The organism is Paenibacillus xylanexedens, from assembly GCF_007676705.1.
Taxonomy (GTDB): domain Bacteria; phylum Bacillota; class Bacilli; order Paenibacillales; family Paenibacillaceae; genus Paenibacillus; species Paenibacillus xylanexedens_C.
On the sequence record NZ_VEBF01000007.1, the window covers coordinates 173069 to 193814 of the forward strand.

17 protein-coding genes and 1 riboswitch are annotated in these 20746 nt (G+C 46.9%); of the genes, 8 read left to right on the forward strand and 9 right to left on the reverse strand.

The window, feature by feature from the left end:
• Nucleotides 1-19 precede the first annotated feature (19 nt).
• Complete coding sequence (locus tag FS628_RS26315; protein ID WP_145325896.1) at nucleotides 20-796, reverse strand: sugar phosphate isomerase/epimerase family protein; 777 nt, start codon at nucleotides 794-796, stop codon at nucleotides 20-22.
• 375 nt (nucleotides 797-1171) lie between these two features.
• Between FS628_RS26315 and FS628_RS26320 the strand changes: the two genes are divergently transcribed.
• The 5 genes from FS628_RS26320 to FS628_RS26340 all read left to right on the forward strand — a co-directional run bounded on the left by FS628_RS26320 (nucleotide 1172) and on the right by FS628_RS26340 (nucleotide 7705).
• Nucleotides 1172-1999 carry an AraC family transcriptional regulator gene (locus FS628_RS26320; protein ID WP_145325897.1) on the forward strand — a complete coding sequence of 276 codons (828 nt, stop codon included), beginning with the start codon at nucleotides 1172-1174 and terminating at the stop codon, nucleotides 1997-1999.
• Between the two features lie 224 nt (nucleotides 2000-2223).
• The gene (locus tag FS628_RS26325) at nucleotides 2224-2925 is read left to right on the forward strand and encodes a response regulator transcription factor (RefSeq protein ID WP_145325898.1); all 702 of its coding nucleotides are present in this window, start codon (nucleotides 2224-2226) and stop codon (nucleotides 2923-2925) included.
• A gap of 20 nt (nucleotides 2926-2945) precedes the next feature.
• Nucleotides 2946-4394, forward strand: coding sequence for a sensor histidine kinase (locus FS628_RS26330; protein WP_145325899.1), 1449 nt, complete (start codon nucleotides 2946-2948; stop codon nucleotides 4392-4394).
• A 147-nt stretch (nucleotides 4395-4541) separates the two neighbouring features.
• Complete coding sequence (locus FS628_RS26335) at nucleotides 4542-5300, forward strand: ABC transporter ATP-binding protein (protein ID WP_145325900.1); 759 nt, start codon at nucleotides 4542-4544, stop codon at nucleotides 5298-5300.
• Between the two features lie 2 nt (nucleotides 5301-5302).
• The gene (locus tag FS628_RS26340) at nucleotides 5303-7705 is read left to right on the forward strand and encodes an ABC transporter permease (protein WP_145325901.1); all 2403 of its coding nucleotides are present in this window, start codon (nucleotides 5303-5305) and stop codon (nucleotides 7703-7705) included.
• An 85-nt stretch (nucleotides 7706-7790) separates the two neighbouring features.
• Here the strand turns inward: FS628_RS26340 and mmuM are convergent, their stop codons facing one another.
• The 8 genes from mmuM to FS628_RS26375 form a co-directional block, all read right to left on the reverse strand.
• Nucleotides 7791-8831 (reverse strand): homocysteine S-methyltransferase, encoded by a 1041-nt coding sequence (mmuM, locus tag FS628_RS26345; protein ID WP_145325902.1) that lies wholly within the window; start codon nucleotides 8829-8831, stop codon nucleotides 7791-7793.
• On the reverse strand, nucleotides 8809-10221 hold the full coding sequence (gene mmuP, locus FS628_RS26350) for an S-methylmethionine permease (RefSeq protein ID WP_145325903.1): 1413 nt from the start codon (nucleotides 10219-10221) through the stop codon (nucleotides 8809-8811). The genes mmuM and mmuP overlap by 23 nt, the downstream gene beginning before the upstream one ends.
• Nucleotides 10222-10313: 92 nt before the next feature.
• Nucleotides 10314-10415: riboswitch (SAM riboswitch) on the reverse strand.
• 70 nt (nucleotides 10416-10485) lie between these two features.
• The gene (locus FS628_RS26355; protein WP_145325904.1) at nucleotides 10486-11688 is read right to left on the reverse strand and encodes a Ger(x)C family spore germination protein; all 1203 of its coding nucleotides are present in this window, start codon (nucleotides 11686-11688) and stop codon (nucleotides 10486-10488) included.
• Complete coding sequence (locus FS628_RS26360) at nucleotides 11685-12785, reverse strand: GerAB/ArcD/ProY family transporter (protein ID WP_145325905.1); 1101 nt, start codon at nucleotides 12783-12785, stop codon at nucleotides 11685-11687. Before FS628_RS26360 ends, FS628_RS26355 begins: the two co-directional genes overlap by 4 nt.
• Nucleotides 12786-12819: 34 nt before the next feature.
• The gene (locus tag FS628_RS26365) at nucleotides 12820-14532 is read right to left on the reverse strand and encodes a spore germination protein (RefSeq protein WP_145325906.1); all 1713 of its coding nucleotides are present in this window, start codon (nucleotides 14530-14532) and stop codon (nucleotides 12820-12822) included.
• Nucleotides 14533-14682: 150 nt separating this feature from the next.
• Nucleotides 14683-15588: a methyl-accepting chemotaxis protein gene (locus FS628_RS26370; RefSeq protein WP_145325938.1), complete on the reverse strand. Its 906-nt coding sequence runs from the start codon at nucleotides 15586-15588 to the stop codon at nucleotides 14683-14685.
• Nucleotides 15589-15924: 336 nt separating this feature from the next.
• Nucleotides 15925-16095, reverse strand: coding sequence for a hypothetical protein (locus FS628_RS32095; RefSeq protein WP_222125293.1), 171 nt, complete (start codon nucleotides 16093-16095; stop codon nucleotides 15925-15927).
• Nucleotides 16095-16928: a MurR/RpiR family transcriptional regulator gene (locus tag FS628_RS26375; protein ID WP_145325907.1), complete on the reverse strand. Its 834-nt coding sequence runs from the start codon at nucleotides 16926-16928 to the stop codon at nucleotides 16095-16097. The genes FS628_RS32095 and FS628_RS26375 overlap by 1 nt, the downstream gene beginning before the upstream one ends.
• 201 nt (nucleotides 16929-17129) lie before the next feature.
• Here FS628_RS26375 and FS628_RS26380 point away from each other — a divergent pair, with 201 nt between their 5' ends.
• The 3 genes from FS628_RS26380 to FS628_RS26390 are packed head-to-tail and all read left to right on the forward strand — an operon-like array spanning nucleotide 17130 to nucleotide 20740.
• Nucleotides 17130-18017, forward strand: coding sequence for a cell division protein FtsQ (locus tag FS628_RS26380; RefSeq protein ID WP_145325908.1), 888 nt, complete (start codon nucleotides 17130-17132; stop codon nucleotides 18015-18017).
• On the forward strand, nucleotides 18010-19938 hold the full coding sequence (locus FS628_RS26385) for an ABC transporter ATP-binding protein (RefSeq protein ID WP_260871199.1): 1929 nt from the start codon (nucleotides 18010-18012) through the stop codon (nucleotides 19936-19938). The genes FS628_RS26380 and FS628_RS26385 overlap by 8 nt, the downstream gene beginning before the upstream one ends.
• A complete protein-coding gene (locus FS628_RS26390) occupies nucleotides 19913-20740 on the forward strand; it encodes an energy-coupling factor transporter transmembrane component T family protein (protein WP_145325909.1) in 828 nt (275 codons plus the stop codon). The genes FS628_RS26385 and FS628_RS26390 overlap by 26 nt, the downstream gene beginning before the upstream one ends.
• Nucleotides 20741-20746 lie beyond the last annotated feature (6 nt).

Genomic DNA, 20746 nt, shown 5'->3' on the forward strand with positions numbered 1-20746 from the left:
TTCATGGTTCGATGGTCCATTAGAATTGGTTCAGGTAGTTTTCTTTCAGCCAGTTGTAGCTATTGGATACGCTCTCAAGCGGAGGGTTCTGACATACGTCTTGTTCCACGATCAACCATTCCACGCCTGCATTCGTAGCGCCTTCAATAACAGCCGGCAGATCAACCGAACCTTGTCCCAGTTCCAGCGTTTTCATCTGACCCTGTTCGTCTTTGCTGAAATCTTTCAGGTGAAGCAGCGGTAAGCGACCCGCATATTTATTAATATACTCGATCGGATTTTGCCCCGCAAATTGTACCCAACATACGTCCATTTCCACTTTTACCGCTTCCGGTGATGTTTGAGCGAACATGGCATCAAAGGCATTGGCATCGCCAACCTGGCCATGGAATTCAAAGTCATGGTTATGGTAACCGAAGATCAAACCTTGCTTCGCCGCTTCAGCTCCATATTGTTGTAACTCAGCGAACAGCTTGGTCCAACCTTCTGCATTCTCAGGACGATCTTCTGGCATCAGGTAAGGACAAATGATATATTGTGCACCAATTGTTTTCAGGTAATCGAGTTGTTTTTGCAAGTCTTCGCGCATCGCATGTAGTGAAACATGGCTGCTGAATCCTTTCAATCCAAGTTCATCTAGTAGCGCTTTCATTTCTTCGGCTGGAATGTCACCATATCCGGCAAACTCCACGCCTTCATATCCAAGGGCCGCTACCTTACGCAACGTACCACGAAAATCTGCTGCAGTTTCATCACGGAGTGTAAACAATTGCAAACCAATATTAAGTTTTTTCATGTAGGATACACCTCTGTTCTCAAATTTGCTTTCATTGCTCTATCTGGTATCATCCTACCGCAAAACAGGCTAGAATGAACATATACAATATAGTCAGAACATGAACTATCTGATCAAATTTTATTTCCATCATTTTGCATCTATTAAATGTACCTAATTTCAACTGAAGATATTTACACTGGCACTCCGATGACAGAACAACCTTCCGATCGCTGTTATCCCCAGATTTTCTTGATTTCCTTTTCAAAAGGATAAAATCTGGAGCTAAAGGCGAACACTTTGTTTCTTCAGGTTTTTTCTGTCCTCTCCGTTATCGTGTAAATGTTAAGTTAAACTTATGATGTAAAAGCATCGATATACTGGGGGATTTCATCTTTGGATACGTTAGAAACATCTGTACTGATCTGTGACTACTCATATCACTATAAGGCGTTCACTCATAATATGAAGGGCGAGCTGCAAACCTATCTGTTCCGCCTGCAGACCGAAGGCTCGTGCAAAGTATATGTACAGGATGAAGAATTCAGGATGACGAGCGGGGACTTGCTGCTGCTCAAGCCTGGTGACGATTATCATCTTGTAGTCGATGAACCACATAAGGAAGGACGCTTGTCTAGCGGAGATTATTATCTGTTCTGCGAGGGCAGTTGGATCGAGAATTGGTGGAAACGGCAGCAACGATCCACTGTGAGCCGGATTGGACTGGATGATAAGCTGATCAGCCTATGGCGAAATATGTTACTGGAGAAACGTCGCGGACCTCTTGAGGAGAATGCGGAGCTAAAGGATGCGTTACTGCGCGGATTATGTCTATATATCGACCGGGCAATCACCGAGAATATCCAGACGGATCGGGCTGTTTCCTCTGCGTTGAAGTTAAAACGTTTTATTGAGGAACATGCCACCGTTACCTTTAAACTTGAAGAAGCCGCACGTTATGCCGGACTCAGCCTGTCACGTGCAGTTCGGTTATTTAAGGAGCACTACAATCAGACCATGATTCAATATGCGATTGAGATCCGTCTGAATGCGGCGCTGGAACGTATGAAATACAGTGAAATGACACTGGAGCATATTGCTGAATCCTGCGGTTTTGCAAGCTACTCCTATTTTCACCGGGTATTCCGGGCGCATTTTGGTGTATCTCCGGCAGAGTATCTCAAATCCAAGCAGCATGAGCCTATTGATTTAGAACGTGTGTGACGTGTTAGTATCAGCAACCCATGACCTTCAAGCAGGTTCATGGGTTATTTTGATACGACGAAACTTGTAGACAGCTACTAGTAAGGCCCCGATTAATAAGAATGATATTCACTTCAATATTTCATGTGACTCCAACAGAACAAGACTGTACAATTATAAAGACTGTCATCTTACCCATTCATATATCTCATTGAATTCCCATTAAAAATACTGGAGCGATACATATGCTAACCCACCAGCGCAAAGTCCTCATCATCGAGGATGAACCGGATATATCGCGTATTCTGCGAGATTATCTGACCAAAAACCAGTATGAAGCTGCCGTTGCAGCCACTGGGCAAGATGGGCTTCAGATCATGGAGCTTATTCAACCAGATTACATTATTCTGGACATTATGCTTCCGGACATGGACGGGATTGAGGTGTGCCGAGAGATTAGACGGCGCAACAATATCCCCATCCTCATTCTGAGTGCCAGAGGCAGTGATACCGATAAAGTGCTTGGTCTTGGCTTTGGAGCAGACGACTATATGACGAAACCCTTCTCGCTGAGCGAACTGTTAGCACGGATCAATGCCCACTTTAGGCGTTATGACAGCATGACATCGGATCAGGAGCGAACAGACCTACTACGTCTTGGAAACCTGGTGATTGATAAAAAAGCCTATAAGGTCACAGTGAACGACTCCGAAGTTTCTTTGTCTGCAAAGGAATTTGAATTACTTCATTATCTGGCAAGCCATAAGAATCAGGTTTTCTCCAAATCCCAGTTGCTTGATGCCATCTGGGGATATGCAACATATGGCGATGAAAACACCGTAACCGTATACATTCGCAGACTACGAGAAAAAATCGAGGCAGATGCCTCCCATCCCACTGTTCTGAAGACGGTATGGGGTGTCGGTTACAAATTCAATTACGAATAATCCAGATTGGAGACATCCACATGTCATTGAACACCTGGTCCAGACGCTGGCTGTTAACAACACTTGGCCTTCTGATTATTATGATTTTAAGTATCCTCGCACTGTCGATGATGCTATTCCAAAATCGAATTTCAGATGAGTCCAATCTGTCTATGAATCAAATTCGCCTCAAGGTCAATCCCACTCTGCTCGCTCTGGAGCAAAATCATCAACATCTGGACGAACAAAATATCCATGATGATATACGTTCCAGCGCCAGAGAAAGCGGGGTTCTGCTTACCTATGTGAATTTGGATGGAACAGTAATTCTGTCCTCCGTTCCCACCTCTGAAGGAACCCAAGTTAATCTGCGTTCGTCCCTTCATTATGATCTGCATCATGCCGTGCAGACTGCGAATGGTAACGAATCGCTTGAAATTGCATTTCCCGTGATGGACGGACCCGTGGGAAGCCAGATCGGCAATGCCATCTTTTCCATCCCCCAAGCTATGGTTACTGTTCAGAAACCAATGACTTTTCTTGTGATATGGATTAGCGTATTATTACTCCTGTCACTGGTCCTGAGCTTATTTCTATTTCGGATGAAACGAAAACTGGAGAAGCAGCTGCTCTCCCCCATCCATCAATTGAAGCTGCATGCGGAATCCATCCTCAAAGGCAATTATGAAGAACAGATCCATTACAACCGGACGGACGAAATGGGCGACCTCTACGCCATGTTGGATTTGATGCGCACCGAGATTAAACATATGAACGAGATACGCATCCAGCAGGAACAAGCACAAAAGGAACTCATCACCAATATATCTCATGATATTAAGACGCCGATCACCACGATAAAAGCATACATAGAAGCTATTGAGGAAGGGCTATGTAACGATCAAGAAACGCTGATGGAATATATGAGAGTCATGCGGACCCATACGGATAAAACGGCCCGACTTGTGGAGGACCTGCTGGTTCATGCACTGCAGGAACTCGGGCAAATTTCGGTGGAACCTCGTGAAATGTACAGTGGTCCTGTCTTGGAAGCTATGTTGAAGCCTATTGAACATGTTGTTCTCACGAAAGGTCTGGTCTACGACGGACCTCAATCCAACGATATCCCCAATGTGTTAGTCGCAATCGACCCTACCCGAATTGAACAGGTCATCTCCAATCTTGCCGCCAATGCCCTGAAGCATACATCTCCGGGAGACACGATACGTATCGTCACGGAACTGGAATCCGGGCACTTGAAAGTGACCATCGCCGATTCGGGTCAGGGAATACGTGTACAGGACATGCCGTTTGTTTTCCAGCGTTATTTCAGAGGCCAGGCTATTCAGGCAGACCAACGTGTTCAGGAAGGTACGGGACTGGGACTTTCCATCTGCCAAAGCATTATTGAAGCACATGGAGGCCATATTTCCTTCACTAGTAAAGAAGGACAAGGCACGACCTTCCGGTTCTACCTTCCCATCTGCTAAGCCACACTAGCGTGGCTATTTTATCAAATGCCTTTAACTTCCGCTTTTACCCCATTTGGCTGTAATACTTTATTCATAATTTGATAAGGCTTCCTCAACATCCCTCCTCTAGAATGAATCCTATACTGCACTCGGGAGTGATTCGACTTGTCCAAAAAGGTGATTATCCGTGCACAGAATCTGTGCAAGACGTACAACAGCGGAAGTGAGCAGCATCATGCCATCCGTAATGTCGATCTCGACATCTATGAAGGGGAATTCACGGTCATCATGGGTAACTCTGGCTCTGGCAAATCAACCCTCTTATATCTGCTAAGCGGACTGGATCAGATTACAGCCGGTGAGGTCTATTTTCGCGACCAACGGATTGACGCTTATAGTGAACGGGAAATGTCCGACTTCCGCACCCGCCGGATCGGTTATATCTATCAAAGTATCAATCTGGTCCCTGACCTTTCCATCAAAGAGAACATTGCCTTGCCAGGATATATCGCGGGAAACAAAAAGAATGATATCGAATCCAGGGCTGCCCATCTGATGAATGCTATGGATATCGAAGGACAGAGCAACCGTCTTCCCTCCCAAACTTCTGGAGGACAGCAGCAACGAGCTGCCATTGCACGAGCTTTGATTAATTCGCCGGATATCATCTTTGCCGATGAACCGACCGGAAGCCTGAATGTGGAACACGGCACAGCCGTTCTGGATATCCTTACGGACCTTCACCGGAAAGGACAGTCCGTTGTGATGGTGACGCATGATATCAAGGCCGCCTGTCGGGCAGATCGCCTGATCTACATTTTGGACGGCAAGATTGGCGGAATCCTTGAGTTTGACACCTATGACGAACATCAAATTCAAGATCGTGAAGCGATCATCTTCGCTTTGGTTACGGGAAAGGAATAACGATGGCAGTCATGTTTAAACTTAGCTTGTCGTATCTGAGCAAGAATAAAACACAAAATGCGTTGATTGCACTGCTCCTGCTACTCTCGACACTTCTTGTATCCACAGCTATCGTCATTCTGGCCAACACGGGCAATCAGTTTCATGAAATGCATACCCGCACCCATGGGTCTCATCAGATTCTGACGTTTGAGAAAGGGCTGAATGACCCGGAGACTGTGCACGACTGGTGGGCTTCCCAGGATGACGTCCAGGTATCCCCGTTACTATCGTATCGTACATTGTCAGGCATCATCTTGAATGAAACTCACATCCCTAACATCTACCTGTACATGTTTAATACGCCTCCGCCGCCATGGGGTGTGGATGAACTTATTTTTTCAAGTGGAACACCCAGCACGACTCCCGAGCCGGGCTCCGTCTGGATTCCAACGTCCATGGCGAATGCCTATCATATTTCGGTAGGTGATACCATTGGCTTCAAAACCGGCTCAAGCACACTCGAATTGAATGTGTCGGGCATTGTCATCGACGTACCGTACGGAGCGCCCTTCTCCAATACTGCACGGGTCTGGATGAATCCTGCTGATTATCAACGTGATTTGGTGGCACTCGCTGGCAACGAGAATCACATGATCGGCATCCATTTCAACGATTACAGTATGAATTCATTGTATTGGGAACGGTACAATCGCGAGACAGGTACTCCGTTTCTGGAATCCAAAATGGAGTTCGAAGCGATTTCCTCTTTTTATCTGATTATTAACCAGGTTATTGGCTTCATTATGATCTTCATGGGTGTTGTCATGCTATCCATCGCCTTAATGACTATCGGGTTTACAATTTCGGATGCCATCTTGGCCAATTACAGAACGATAGGTGTTCTCAAGTCACTTGGGCTAACTTCCCGAAGAACGATAGGCACCTATGTCATTCAATATGCGATGCTATCCATCGCTTCCATTATCCCCGGGATTGCACTTAGCGTATGGATCTCCAAGTGGATCATTAATATATCCGTGTCCTCTCTTCGAGTGGATCATCAGAACATTCCAGCCCACGGATTGGACGCTGCCGTAATGGCTGGTGCGCTTCTATTTGCTATAGTGATTCTGTTCGTTGTTTTATATGCCAAAAAGGCACGCAGCATACAGCCTGTGCAGGCCATTCGTTATGGTATGTCCGAGACAGATAATAGCCGGATGGCGGGCAAAATGAATTCGCCCTGGGCACAATGGATCGGGTTCACACGACTGCCTGTGACTATGGCCCTTGGACTTCGACATGTGTTCAAAAACACCAAAAGTTCTATTCTAACCCTCCTGCTGACCACGATGGCGTCCTCTGTATTGGTCCTAGGTTATGTTCTGCTGACAAGCATAACCGGAATCTATCAGACTGCAGCTCATTGGGGTTATGACAATGCCAACATCGCAGCAGTCGTGGTGAACAAAAGCACCTTCCCCAAGGCTGAGCTGAAGCACGTGTTAGAACAGGATTCAAGGATCAGCAATGTGGGCTGGCAAGGGAACACAACGGGTGTCATTAGCCCAGAATCTTCAGCCACCAAACAGAGCCAATCCATCAGTCTTAATTTGAGTGTACTGGACGGAAAATATCAGGAACTTGGGTTCAAAACATTGAGAGGCGATAACCCTCGCCATGCGAATGAAATTGCCATTGGTGTAAGTATAGCCCAAACATCCAATAAGGATCTTGGTGATCTCATCGACATCTATATTGAAGGAGAAAAGAGGACATTCCTCATCACAGGAATCTATCAGGCGATCGCCAACATGTCTGTTTCAGGCCGAATCACGATCGATGCCATGAGAAGTGTGAACCCGGCTTATGGTGAATTCGATGCCATTTTCATCAACGTGAAGGATATTACACAGGCCGATCTGGTTGCCGGGGAATTGAACGAACAATTTAAAGATTTTGCATCCGTAGTTACCCAGAAGACATTGCTTGATTCGGTCTATGCGGAAGCTGCTAATATCCTGATCTATCCGATGAGCCTGATTGGATTGCTATTCATCGCTGTGACGTTCATCATTATTTTCAGCACCTGTCGGATCAATATCCGCAAAGAGAGCAGAAACTACGGAATATACAAATCACTGGGGATGACATCCCGTCAAATCCGATTCTCGGTCACGATGGGAATGATCATGCTGTCCTCCATGGGAGCGATACTGGGTATGATCGTCGGCATATATATACTGCCTCTTCTACTTGAACTGGTCCTTTCCGGTTATGGTATCGTAGAGCTTCCACTGATCCTGAATTGGGGTGGAATGATACTGTTCGCCTGTCTAAGTATCATTGCAGCGGGTCTTGGTTCATGGTTCTCTTCGCGAATTATTCGTGAGGCATCGCCACGTATGTTGGTTATCGAATAAGGTAGTCAGGATTCTACAACGCAATAAACAGCCCTTCCATGCCTTTATAAAAGGTGGAAGGGCTGTTTATGATATATGTGATCTGCTATCGCCACTTCTTGGCAAGTTCACCAATCTGATGTGGCGTAGTACGGCAACAGCCGCCAATAATTTTCGCACCCGCAGCAACCCACTGTTCCGAAGCATCACTCATACTGCCACACGTTCCCTGTCCACTCCACGTCTTCGTTGCTGCATCGTATACTTCTCCCGAGTTCGGGTAGACAATGACGGGTTTGGCGCTGGCACGACTCAGAATACCTACGGCTTCCGTCACGACTTCCATCGGAGCACAGTTCAGGCCAATCGCAGCAATCTGTGGCTCGGAACCAAACAATTGTGCGCACGTCTCAATCGGCGTACCTTCACTGATTGTCATTCCATCTTTTAAGGAGAAAGATAGCCAGGCATATGCATGAGGGAACTCCTTCAGCAAATCAACCAGCACCTGTGCTTCCTGCAAGGATGGAATGGTCTCCAATGCCAGAATATCAGCTCCCGCTTCAAGCAAGGCTGCTATACGTGGACGATGGAACTCAGCCAATGTCTCATCTGTGACGCCGTAATGACCAATGTACTCCGATCCATCAGCAAGGTATGCACCGTAGGGTCCAACAGAAGCAGCAACGAGCGGTCGTGGCCGAACCAAGGGACCTTTCTCTGGGACAACAGACATTTGTTTTTTTGTATCCATTAAGGAAGAATTGCCCTCAGGGGTGACTTCCGTGTTCTCTAACACGCTGTTTTGCACTTCCGCCCATACGTCATCTCTCGCCTGTGCAGCCAGTTCCACCGTCTTGCGGATCAGATCCAACGCTGCCTGCTCTCCGATTCCTCTCTTGCTGAAGCCATCCACTGTCGCCTGATAACTGGATGTAATCGCGCAGTCAGCTCCTGCCCGAAAATAATCCGCATGAACCTGAACGATAACATCCGGATTCTCAATTAATACACGAGCAGACCAGAGCGGATCGTCCAGATCACATCCATGCTGTTCAAGTTCGGTTGCCAGCGCTCCATCCAGAATCATGACCGGATGTTCACGCAGGATCTGTTCTATGGGGTTAGTCTGTTGTGCTTGCGTCATGTACTTGTCCTCTTTTCTTATTCACACGTTCTGTCAGATAATAAGCTGCGTAACACACTGCGATAAACGGAACCCCACAATACAGCGCAATTCGCTGCGTAGGATCAAAAGCAATACCTATGCATGAAGCCAGGCATAATATAAATGAGATAATCGGTACCGCCGGGTATAGTGGAGTACGGTACACCAGATCTTTAACCGCATGGCCTTCCCGGATATATTGTCTGCGGAACATGTATTGGGAGGCACTGATACTCATCCATACCGCAACGACAGCCAGACCTGAAATGGAAACCAGTGTAATATACACGGTACCTGGCGCAATGATGCTAGACAGCAGGGCCAGCGCACCACCAACCATACTGATCAGAAGTGCATTCAATGGCACCCCGCGTTTAGTCAATTTGGCAAACCACGGAGAGATCGTTTTTTTATCAGCCAGAGACCAGAGCATCCGTGACGAAGCATACAGGCCTGAATTGGCAGCAGAGAGAATCGCCGTCAGAATAACAAAGTTCATAATGTCTGCTGCATACGGTACACCCACCCGCTCCATTACCGCTACAAATGGACTTTGCAGTACACTGGCATCCGACATCGGTAGCAAAGCAGACAAGATAACAATCGTTCCGATGAAGAAAATAACCAAACGCCACAGTGTCGTATGAATGGCTTTGGGTATCGTCTTCTCCGGGTTCTCTGTCTCCCCGGCAGCAATGCCGATTAACTCGGTGCCTGAGAATGCAAAGTTTACAGCAAGCATGGTCATCAATATCGCTGTAGCCCCATGGGGAAACCACCCGGATGCTGTAATATTCGATAGAAACGGCGCTGGTTCAGCATCCGCCATCGGAAAGAACCCGAACATGGCTGCGCCACCGATAATAATAAAGACTACGATAGTCACTACTTTCACAGATGAGAACCAGAACTCGGATTCAGCGAAAAATTTCACCGTTAATGCATTGAACAGAAAGATCATCAGTGCAAACAGTGCACTCCATATCCATACGTTGACCGATGGGAACCAGCGCTGCATCAGCAATCCAGCGGCTGTGAATTCGGAACCCAGTGCAACGGTCCAGGTTAACCAGTACAACCAAGCCACCGTGTAGCCCGTTGCTGGTCCGATATATTTGGCAGCATAGCTATGAAATGCTCCCGTCTCTGGCATGTGAACCGAGAGTTCACCAAGACAGAGCATCACCAGATATACGACGATCGCTCCGATCAGATAAGACAGAATGGTCCCAAGTGGTCCAGCCTGCTGAATCGTGTAACCCGAGCTTAGGAATAATCCTGTTCCAATCACTCCACCAAGAGAGAGCATGATCACATGCCGTGCCTGCATTTTCCGCTGAAAATGCCCTTTGTCGTTGTTGTTCTCCATACCTGCTGCTCCCCTACTTCTTCATCCAGAAAAAACAAAAAAGACCCACTCTGCCTAAAGAGTGCGCCGTTACTGACAAATAAAAACAAACGCTCCTATCTATCAGGCTTTCACCCGCTGGAATTAGCACAGTATCCTTCAGATCTGTTGCTGAGGCTTCTAAGGGCCAGTCCCTCCACCTCTCTGGATAAGAAAATGATTTTTTATAAATATAGCGATCTATCATGAATGTGTCAACATTTAAATAATAAATGGCACACCTCGCTATTCGGTAGAAGACCCCGGATTGGTGATGGTGGTCTTTACCTCATACGTGATTGGCACAGTGCTAAAAATGTTGTCCCAATCATCTTTGACTTTCTTCCATGTTTTGGGTTCTTTAATACGCAAGCTGTCCCGAAAATCCGCAACATCCACTTTGTAGGTATGCTGCAGCTTGTATAACACCTGGCGAATCTGTTGTTCGGCCAGTTCTGAGAATTCATTTTCTAGTTCTCTAAGATAATCCCCTTTTTCCTCTCTTTCGGGAGAAATCCAATCTTCCATCAACCAGCCTTCGGAATCGACCTTTACATGGAATGAAATGTCATTACCAACCACCTTGGGAATTACTTTTGTTTTCTTCTTCTTCATTTCGTATACAACGGTGAATCCCGCTTTGTTGTAAGTCTTCAAAACGCCTCCTTTTTCTTTAGGCTTGATCCACGATAAACCTTCCAGATCCGTTTGACTCAGTTCTCCAATAAACTTAGTTGTTTTCCCATCGAATATGCTGCCTCCGGAGAATTTGTCCTCTCCATTGGAGTACAGTACATTCTGGAGCAAGAAACTGGAACCGGATTGCATTTGGGCATCTAATTTGGAGAGCAAAACAGGGTCCAGGATTTTGTTGGACAAGTACGAATTACTGGTAATACCTGTTAGATAAAATGCTGGAATCCGGGAGGGATCATCTGAAGTCAGGACATCCACGGCACGATGATGACTTATCAGTACCAGACAATTTGGACGAATATCGTTATCCCGAAGTACAAAGTCCAGTAGCTGGACCAGACTATACTTTTTGGCAATATCCTTGGAGACAACGATAACCTTCAGATGATGTCCGATAAGTGGACGATCTCGCCTTAGTGCAAACTGACGAAAGATTTGCAGCAAGGAATCTCCAGTAAGCTGTTCATTGGAGTAGGAAGTCTTTCCAGAAGCAGGTGAACCGGATTGTCCGCTCTGTTTACTGTTGGAACTGCCCGGAGCAATCTGCACCGTAGCAGTTAAATAATTATTCTTTGGATACGTTCCTCCCTGAGCAGCGATGTCCTTCTCAAATTCTGTTTCTTTAGCGATATCGATCCCGAGACCAACATAGACACTTAGTTCCTCGATCTCCCTACTGCTCCAGCATCCGGATATTACCAGAAGGACGGACAAAGCAAAGGCTACACGTAAAAGCATAAAAAAACGAATCATGCATGTTTGCCTCCCTTTTTGCGTATCAGACTTATTATCAGCAGCAACAGAGGTAAAGTGGCAAATAAAAGCACGGATGAGTTGCCCAACATATCACCAAGTTTGAAGGTTTCGTCCACAGTTTTCGGCATCAATGCCGTTAGATATATCAACGGCAGAAGGGCGTACATAATGACCTTGATCTTCTTCGTACGAAACAAATCCCGAATACCTACCGAAGCACAATAGTGTGTGATCGTGAAGCTGGAGAAGATCTGCATAATCCAGATGACCAATAGCAAGGATTCGAAACGCTCAAAGATCAAACCTTGAATCTCGAAGCTTCTAACCAGATCGAGCGTGGGCCAAGTACGTGTTTTGATGCCGTCGAGTGACAGACTGCCTACAACCATCACTACAGTAATCAGATAAATCATAGTCGATATGATGATGCCCCAGCTCATGGCTACATTGCTCTTTTTGGGGTTTTTCATATAAGCAGTCATGACAAACATGACTTCGTACCCCGTGTAAGCCAGCAGCGAAGGTTTCAAACCTTTGAGGACTGGCATGATACCCTCTCCGAGTACGGGTCTCAGATTGCCGATCTCAAATAACTGATTACTAAGCAAAATTTCAATCACAAATATAATCAGTGTAATCGGCAAAATGATCTCAAATACACGCACAATGACGGCGAGTCCGCCTGAGATCAAATATATGCCAATCCACATAAAGACCATCACGATGGCCCATGTTGGTGTACGTTCAAGCAAATACGTGCCTGTCACTTCAGCCATAACCCTGATTTCGAAAGCGGCGATCACCATAAAATACACAATCATGGCGAATCCCAATATGTAAGCAATCCAGCTCCCCGTAATCTCACGGGTGAACTGGAACACTGTTTTCTCCGGAAATCTGCGACACAGGGTAACCAGAATAATTCCGACACCCGTGATAATCAGTCCAGACAAAATGATGGAGATCCAGACATCCGGTGTTCCGACAGCTTTACTCGTCGTTCGGGGGAGGGTCAGGATCCCCGCGCCAAGCATGTAATTAACTATAATTACGACGGCCTGCCTTGTGCTGATACTTCCTTCAGAACCGTTCACTTCATCCCACCTCATACCTCGTGATTTGCTTGATTTATTTTTTGCGGTCTTTATCTATTGGATTAGACATCTCGGGACGCTTCCTCATCATATTTAGCGGAGCACGGATAAAGAAATCCTTCCATTCCCCAAAGTGATAAGGAACGGCCGGTGCAACATAAGGTAGGCCAAAGCTCGAGAGTCTCGCAAGATGGGTACATATAAGGAGAAAGAACATAACCACGCCAAACAATCCGAGTACAGCCGCGCTAAACATGGCAGCAAATCGCAGAATTCGCAGTGTGATGCCGGCACTATAGACAGGGATCGTAAAGGAGGATATGGCGGTAACTGCAACAACGATGACCAGGAATTGGCTGATAATCCCGGCCTGTACAGCAGCCTGGCCGATAATCAGACCTCCAACGATACCCATCGCTGGTGCAATCGGCTTAGGTAGACGAATCCCGGCCTCCCTCAGAATCTCAATTGAAAGTTCCATGATCAGTACTTCGATAATTGAAGGAAACGGCACTCCCGTCCGCGTTTCAATGATCGTCAATACCAGCTTGGTTGGGATAAGTCCCGGATGGAACGAGATAAACGAGATATAGAGCGCAGGAGCGAGCAAGGCCAGCATGGCGGACATAAAGCGCAGCATTCGCAGGAATGTTCCAGGAATCCATCGTTCATAGTAATCCTCGGGAGATTGGAGCAACATGCTAAACGTCACTGGCACAATCAAGACAAATGGCGTCCCATCCAATAAAATAGCCACTCGCCCTTCCAGCAAAGCACCCATCACCCGGTCTGGCCTTTCCGTATTTAACACTTGTTGAAACGGACTGAGCGTATTGTCTTCGATAAGCTGTTCAACATACCCTGATTCCAACATGGAATCCATATCCATCGCTTCAATTCGCTTTTGGACTTCCGCCACGAGATTAGGGTCAGCAATATCCTGAATATAGGCAACAGCCAAATCTTTCTTGATCCGTGAACCTACTTCATACTTCTGAATAAAGAGGCTCTGATCACTTCCATATCGACGTAGAATACCTGTGTTATCACTTAACTGTTCTGTAAAACCAATTCGGGGCCCACGTAACAACCCTTCTGACAAAGGTTCGTTCACACCACGTGTTTTGATCTTGTGAGCTCCAATTAACAGCGCCCCTGGCAATCCATCGACCAACAGTGCATTTTTGCCAAAAAGCACGCCAACTGCGACCTCTTGGAGGGACTTGGTCTCCTCAACCAGACTGACAGGTAGCAATTGCTCTTGTAGGTAGGCTGACAGTAAATGTGCATTATCCGGATGGAGGAAACCCTCTCGCTTAAGCTCTGGTACGCCTTCCAACATTAATGGTGTGATCAGGTGATCATCAATTAAGTCTTGATCCACCAGGCCTTCGGTATATATGACGGCTGCCCGTGTATTCGTACCTCTAATGGTGAATTCCCGAATATGAACGTCAGCATTTTGACCAAAGCTTTCTCTTACGCTAATCAGATCCGTATTGTACTTGCCGGTCATTTTAATATTGGCATAGTGGCCCGTTTCGGTTCCCTGACCCTGACCCGCGGTAGCAGGAGAAATATCTTTCGAGGATATGGAGGGTTTCTCGGAACGAGAGAAGGTTCCACGCTTAATGGCGGCATTGATCCACCGCATGGTTACTGTAATGCCGATCGGTATGATAAGGACCAAGAATGCCTGAATCCATATGGTCCAATCCGGCACGTAGGATACAATTGTTGACCACATGTTCCCACCCCAACATTTCTCTGCATGATGAAGCTGCAGGTATTCCCAAGTATTGTGTCCCCCTTTGATCACAATAATTCCCGTTTTTTTTTGTGTCCAGAACAACAAAAAAACGGTCCCTGTATAAGGAACCGCCACTACCCACTTTTATTAAACGATTCTGGTCACATGCTCCGCTTTCGCATCAAGCAACTGAGCAGATGCAGCAATGGCCGTAAAGTCATGCAAAGCGATCTCAATCCTTTTCTGGCTCTGCTCAACATATTCCTCTACTTTTTGTGTACCACCTGTGATATTACCGATCTCCTTGGTTATTCCGGTAACGCTATCACGAATCTCATTAATCGAACTCTCCACCATTGTAGATAGCTTCTTTACTTCCTTGGCTACGATATCGAATCCTCGTCCGAATTCACCTGCATGTGCAGCCTCAATGGCAGCATTCAACGCGAGCAGTTGCGTCTGAGACGAAATCTCGCGTATGGTTCGTACGACTCCCTGAATTGATCCAGCCTGTTCCTGTAGATGCGTTAGCGTTGCACGGTTAGAAGCCGACACCTCGGAGATATAGGAGATACTGGACATTAACTCCTGGCTTCGTCCAATACCAACATCTGCTTGTTTATTCAGCTCATGAGACATGGTTTTCAGTTCATTCACCACGACCGAAATATTGTTCTGACGATTCGTGATGTTGGTTGCTATTTTGGAAACACCTAATACTTTTCGATTCGTCTCATCGTACACCGGCATATATGTAGCTTCAAGCCATACTGAATTTCCGTTCGCATCCTTGCGCTCGACCTTATCCTGAAAACTTATTCCACTGAAAATGCTTTTCCAAAAAGCATCATAGTCTGGGGTATTCACAAAATGGCCGAAGCATAACTGCTGATGTGACATGCCATACATTTCATCTACCGTATATCCCATCGTCCGGGCAAAGACTTCATTCACGTAGGTTACCCGTCGATCCAGATCAAATCGAATGATAGCAAGACTTTTCTCCATCGCTTTGATGACCATTGCATCGGTGACAACATCTTTCTTTTCCATATCTAATATAGGCACTTGATAACCCCCACAGTCCATCCATAATTAACAGCCTTAACCAGCGAAACAACGATCATAGCAACATATGTATCCATCAGGTTCTAGATGACTCTACTATTGATACCCGATTTGCAGTATTTTGGATCACCTTTTGCCGTTTATTTTTTAGTATGTTAATTTTCACTTTGTGAATCAGGAACATTTTTTCTGTTTTTTTGTAACCGCTTAGCCCCTATAAACAAGAGAAACAGGACGATTCGTCGCGACCATCGTCCTGTTTCTTATCTAATCTCATCTTTATTGTTTTTGTCTTTTCACCCTGTATTTACTTGGTCTTCTCTAATGTCTTCCCGCCCGGTGGTGTCCAGCGCTTCGCTTCACTGTGCAGCTTCTTGCATTATCGTCCACATCCAACGCCATATGCTGCAATCCGTAATCCGATGCCCTAACTGGTTCTGATCGCGCTGTATTCGCGTACTGAAATAGCTCTATACCGTCCTTCCCATTCATCAGCCTCGCGGTAGCTTATTTCCATACCGACTGCGCAGTTCAGCAAGCCGTTCCAACTTGGACAGCGCACGCTCCTTCTGCATCAATCCCACAGCCAGCACCATCTGTTCCATTAAGAGCAGTGGAGTAACCATGGAATGAAATTCTCCCAGTTCCCCTCTGCTGACGTAAAAAGATAATTCGGTCGCCAGTCCATATAACAGGTCTTCCCGATCTGTCACAAGTATGGATTTGCTTCTCATATCACTGGCATAATCCAGAATGACCTCTGCTTCAGGCAGCAAACGGGTGAAACACATGAGCATCACCATATCCTCTTGCTGCATGTGCATCAACGATTCCAATAACTCATGTCCACCTCTGGCGAGATGAATGACGGTCAATCCGAATCTGGACAAGCGGAATGACAACAGCTCAGCCAGACCTGCAGATGGACCAGGGGCATAGATGTACACTCTTCGGGCTTCAGCAAGAATCGCTGCGGCCTGCTCCAAATCCCCTTGCTTCATATGAGACAACGTCTCCTGCAAATGGCTAACGGAAGCTTCCAATAATTGAACAGGCAAGCTATCCGTATCCATGCGGGATATGGTTTTATTTAATTTCAACGCCGGCGTGGTATCTTCAGAGGTGCGGAGGCGTATTTTGAACGCCTTGGCATTGTCATATCCAACTGCACGCCAGAAACGGGATACCGTGGCAATACTAACCCCCAGCCTATCGGCAATCTCCTGTTCCGTCATGAATAGAATCTCTTCGGGATTACGCTCAACAAAATCGGCAATTTTCAGATGACCTGGCGATAGCTGCTCTTTTTGGGTAAACAAATTCATTCAGGATACACTCCTTTTCTCGCTCTCCAACCAGTATATCAGTAGACTGAAGAAGAAGTGGTCAAATTATGTAATATTTTTTTCATTAAAATTATAATATGTAATAAAAATTACAATTGATTTACAAATGTCTTCTTTCCCGTTAATACTCTGCCCCTAGACTGTGGCTATGATCACCAACTTTCAGGGAGGTATGTATCGATGAAGAAGATGACTGAGCGTTATACGCTGACGTCTTCACAGAAAATGATGGTGTTTGTGCTTTCCATGTCACTGTACGGCTTGTCCAACATGTTCACAGAGCTTATTCCCAAGTTGCAGCTTGGATTAATTGAACTGTCAGTCGAATACTTTGCTTTTATTCCGCTGACCCTCTGCATTCTGTTCCATCCCATGATTGCCGCTCTTGGTGCGGCTCTTGGCGAAGTCATTTTTGGTGAGTTGATGTTGGGACAATTCGGTGGACTTGGCGAGCTGGAAAAGTTCATTACATTTTCCTTCGCCATGTACGTCGCAGGACGTATGGTCAGTGATCCACGCAATCGCAGGCAGGTCGGCATTGCAGCCATGACCGGAGTCATCATTCATCAGTTCCTCAGTTCGCTGGTCGATATCGGCAAAGTATGGATCGGCGTGGAACAGCTTGAAGCGGTTCCGGGACTCGCTGAAAGTGTGGTACTGATCGAAGGCGTTGGTTTCCTCAATGACGTACTGTTCTCGGGCATCCTGTTCGCTCTACTGCCTACGCTGTATCTGGTTCCACTGCTCTATGGAAAAATTGAACCACTGCTCGGAATCAAACCTCGCAATCCTGGCATGAAATATGAAGGCATTGGCTTCTTCCGTCCAAAGCTTATCCTGATCGGTGTGTTACTGCTCGCGTTAGCTTTCGGCGCCGAATCCCTCTCCGAGATGGACATTAACTTTGCGGTGTGGGAGACGGACTATGCGGATCAATACGGCTCTGCCTCTATCTGGATCAGTATTGGTGCTGCGGCATTAATCGCTGTGGTGACACTCATCTTCATGCGGGCCAGACGCAACAAGAACAAATCTGCTCCAGGTACGGAGAACCGTCCTTATGCATAATGTAATGTCCCAATCCGTTTCTACTCCTACACCGGAGTCCGCTATCTCCATTCAAAATGTGACCTTTACCTATCCCGGCTCAGAGGAGCCTGTCCTGAACGGGGTTTCACTTGAACTCCCACGGGGCAGTTTCACTGCAATCATCGGGAGCAACGGTTGTGGCAAATCCACGATGTGCAAATTGTTCAACGGCCTGATCCCCCAATTCTACACGGGAGACTTCTCTGGTGAAGTCCATGTACTTGGTGTACCTGCTGAAGGCCGAAGTGTTGCAGACCTGTCCAGAAAAATCGGTTACGTATACCAGGACTTTGATAACCAATTGGTCCGCCCAACCGTTCTGGATGAAGCCTTCTTTGCACCTCTGAACTACGGGTTATCCAACTACCGGGAGTTGGGTGAACACGCACTTGTCATGTGCGGACTGGATACCATTCATAACCGATACATCTGGGAATTGAGTGGTGGGCAGAAACATCTGCTCGCTCTGGCTGGTGCCCTGTCACTCGACCCGGATATTCTGATCGTCGATGAGCCTGTCTCGCAGCTTGATCCGCAGCATGCGAGACTGATCTACGAATGTCTGTCCCGATTAAATACGGAATATGGCAAGACGATTATCGTCATTGAACATCATACCGAATTTATCGCCGACTTCTGCGCGGATGTGGTGCTGATGGATAAAGGCCGTGTGTTATGGAATCTTCCCGTCAAGGAAGGCTTGAATCGAATCGCCGATCTGGAGCGGCTTGGCATTCAGCCACCCGAGGTGACTCGTGCAGCTATTCAAGCCGTTGAGCAATTTAAGGAAGGTGAATTCTCCAGCGGTATTCAGGATTCTGCTACTCGTCATTGGTTACCCATTACGTTGGATGAAGCCGCGATTTACTTTGTACAACGACAATACCAGCAGAACATACATGCTTCAGGCAAACAGACGGTTGCCGCAGAGCATTCGTTGCAGATGCAAACCGTGAATACGATCCAGTCTGCCATGGAGCAGAACGGTTCAGCCATGTCTCGGATATCGGGAGGCACACTGACAGATTCTACTGGGCAGCCCGTTCCCATTGTCCAATTTCGAAATACGCGGTTACGGTACAGAGGACTGGGCAAAAAAGAGCATGAGGTTATTCGTGGCATTAACTTTTCACTGCATGAAGGAGAACGGATTGCCTTGGTGGGCAACAACGGAGCCGGCAAGTCTTCACTGCTCAAACTCATGGCTGGAATCAGCTTGCCTCAAGAAGGCAGCGTCAGCGTTTTGGGCGAAGTTACCCATCGATCATCTTTGGAACAGCTTGCTGGCAGGGTCGCTTATATTTTTCAGAACTCCTCCGAGATGTTTATCGAAGACAGTGTGCGCAAAGAAGTGGCGTATTTCCTGAAAACCCGTCGCATTCAGGAAGCTGACCAGCAGATCGCTCATGTGCTGGATCGCTTCCGGCTTACGCCACTCCAAGAGAGGGATGCCCGACTCCTTAGCGGTGGACAACAACGGCGAGTTACCCTCGCCATCGGCGCAGCCATGAAACCTTCCCTCATGTTGCTCGATGAACCTACTGCTAATCTGGATCTGGCTACGCGCGAAGAATTAATCGGTGTACTGGATGAACTCGATCAGCATGTGCGAACAACCGTCATTGCCACGCATGACATGCAACTGGTTACCCAGTGGGCCAGTCGGGTCATTGTACTTCACAATGGCCGGGTAGAAGCCGACGGCACCCCTTCCGAGGTATTCGCAGATGAATCCCTTCTGCGTCGATCGGGACTTGCACTTACGCAGATCATGGAGCTCTCGCACCGTATCGGATTGCCTACACTTTATCCTACAACCGATGCCTTTGTTGCAAGTCTGTTGAATCAATCATTCGCCAAGGAGGAGGCTCGTTATGCAGCTTGTCCGCAACTGGTTTGACAAACTATCCATTGAACGCATACAGCTGGAGCTAATGAATACCGTATATGGCAGTGGTCATGCCAGCCTGTCACGGATTGACCCGCGTGCTATGCTGATATGGTATCTCTTTTTTGCCATTGTACCCTGGTTTATTCATAACGGCACCGTGCTGCTTGGCATGTTCCTGCTCATGGTCACCACCACGATTTTATCTCGGGCTGCTCCCTTTATTATCATCATTCTCTGCCTGGGGTTAATCGGTCAAGTGGGCTGGATGTTTATCATCTCGCTGTTCTTCGGGGGCAATTGGGAATCTGCATTCCCCCTGTTGCTGCTCACCCTGAAACTATCGATCGTCTCGCTGGCGAGTATTACCGTCTTCTCGGGTATGGACCCGGAACGGATTGGTGATGGATTACTTGCACTCGGCATGCCTGCAACATTCTCGTTCAGCCTCTCTTACGCTTATCGGATCTTGCCAGTGCTGTTTGGTGAATTCCGGAATATCATGTTGTCCTACCGACTGCGGGGCCTTGTTCCTTCCCGGCATGGATGGCTCTATTGGCGGCTTGTCGTTTATTATATGAAACTGTTCATTGTGTCCTTCTTCCCACTCATGCTGGCTACAGCCAAACGCTCACGCACAACCGTTGAAGCACTGGAGACACGCGGTTTCTCTTACGGCATGAAACATCCAGAATCCAAACGTCTGAAGCTGGCCCATCTAAAAATCACCCCACGTGACATCGGATTTCTCGCTGCATCGGCACTTTATGTGGCACTGCTGTTCTGGTTCGGCACACATTATGAAATTCTGTAATTCATA

Coding starts and splice junctions, on each gene's coding strand:
- FS628_RS26315 (WP_145325896.1), bottom strand. CDS start 796: ATGAAAAAACTTAATATTGGTTTGCAATTGTTTACACTCCGTGATGAA.
- FS628_RS26325 (WP_145325898.1), top strand. CDS start 2,224: ATGCTAACCCACCAGCGCAAAGTCCTCATCATCGAGGATGAACCGGAT.
- FS628_RS26330 (WP_145325899.1), top strand. CDS start 2,946: ATGTCATTGAACACCTGGTCCAGACGCTGGCTGTTAACAACACTTGGC.
- FS628_RS26340 (WP_145325901.1), top strand. CDS start 5,303: ATGGCAGTCATGTTTAAACTTAGCTTGTCGTATCTGAGCAAGAATAAA.
- mmuM (WP_145325902.1), bottom strand. CDS start 8,831: ATGACGCAAGCACAACAGACTAACCCCATAGAACAGATCCTGCGTGAA.
- mmuP (WP_145325903.1), bottom strand. CDS start 10,221: ATGGAGAACAACAACGACAAAGGGCATTTTCAGCGGAAAATGCAGGCA.
- FS628_RS26355 (WP_145325904.1), bottom strand. CDS start 11,688: ATGATTCGTTTTTTTATGCTTTTACGTGTAGCCTTTGCTTTGTCCGTC.
- FS628_RS26365 (WP_145325906.1), bottom strand. CDS start 14,532: ATGTGGTCAACAATTGTATCCTACGTGCCGGATTGGACCATATGGATT.
- FS628_RS26370 (WP_145325938.1), bottom strand. CDS start 15,588: ATGGAAAAGAAAGATGTTGTCACCGATGCAATGGTCATCAAAGCGATG.
- FS628_RS32095 (WP_222125293.1), bottom strand. CDS start 16,095: ATGAATGGGAAGGACGGTATAGAGCTATTTCAGTACGCGAATACAGCG.
- FS628_RS26375 (WP_145325907.1), bottom strand. CDS start 16,928: ATGAATTTGTTTACCCAAAAAGAGCAGCTATCGCCAGGTCATCTGAAA.
- FS628_RS26380 (WP_145325908.1), top strand. CDS start 17,130: ATGAAGAAGATGACTGAGCGTTATACGCTGACGTCTTCACAGAAAATG.
- FS628_RS26385 (WP_260871199.1), top strand. CDS start 18,010: ATGCATAATGTAATGTCCCAATCCGTTTCTACTCCTACACCGGAGTCC.
- FS628_RS26390 (WP_145325909.1), top strand. CDS start 19,913: ATGCAGCTTGTCCGCAACTGGTTTGACAAACTATCCATTGAACGCATA.